Annotated in this window: 1 protein-coding gene; it reads left to right on the plus strand. The window is 43.1% G+C overall.

Annotated features, from left to right (window positions below; genetic code table 11):
• The first annotated feature begins 361 nt into the window (after positions 1–361).
• Positions 362–508: a hypothetical protein gene (locus QUA07_RS01270; RefSeq protein WP_333321840.1), complete on the plus strand. Its 147-nt coding sequence runs from the start codon at positions 362–364 to the stop codon at positions 506–508.
• Positions 509–685: the final 177 nt, after the last annotated feature.

A 685-nucleotide genomic window follows, 5' to 3' on the forward strand; every position in this document is an offset into this window, starting at 1 on the left:
ACTCAATCGAATAAGGTTTCATTTTTTTAGCTTATATACTAAATAAACTGTATCATATATACATGGAATCTGCTGTAACAGCAATATTACTCTCCTGCCCCGAAACGCTCTATGCAACTCTCAAACCCGAGTTACGACTGTGGTTTAGTGAGGTTCGCCACCTTGAGAAACTACTCCCTCCCTTGGATGTAGAGATATCTAGATTGAGAGAACAAATGTCAGCACTCCAGGAGTTTTACACTTTATATTCAAAGGGACATCAGTGCCATATCCCTCAGAGCTAGCACCTACGGCCTTTTGAACTCCCCAAACCTCGCCTAACTACAAAAGTGAAAATTAAATAGCAAGATTTAATAATCCGATGCTGGCGGCAGTTGTGGAGGAAGATTCGCCACAGCGAAATATTAGGGTTGTGACTGATGCGAGTGAGGAATGGACAACGGAAAAAGTGGAAGTGGTGGTAAAAAATGTAGTGCGAACATCTGGCTTGCTGGCTGCTTTTGCCTAAATTCTATTTGATTGACTCTTGGCTAAGGTAGGTAATCAGCACACATCTGTTTATCCTCTGCTGTTGCTTTCGGGTTGGTTCTGAGATAATCGCCGAGCCAGTGGCAGCCAAATCCCATCAGTTTATGGAAATCCCAAGCCCACAGTTTAATGGTTTTGTCATTGCTCGCAGAAGCCA

The sequence above is a fragment of the Microcoleus sp. T3_A4 genome, assembly GCF_036700465.1.
GTDB lineage: Bacteria > Cyanobacteriota > Cyanobacteriia > Cyanobacteriales > Microcoleaceae > Microcoleus.

Bases quoted from the DNA above. Each gene is read 5' to 3' on its own strand.
- QUA07_RS01270 (WP_333321840.1), top strand. From the start codon at position 362: ATGCTGGCGGCAGTTGTGGAGGAAGATTCGCCACAGCGAAATATTAGG.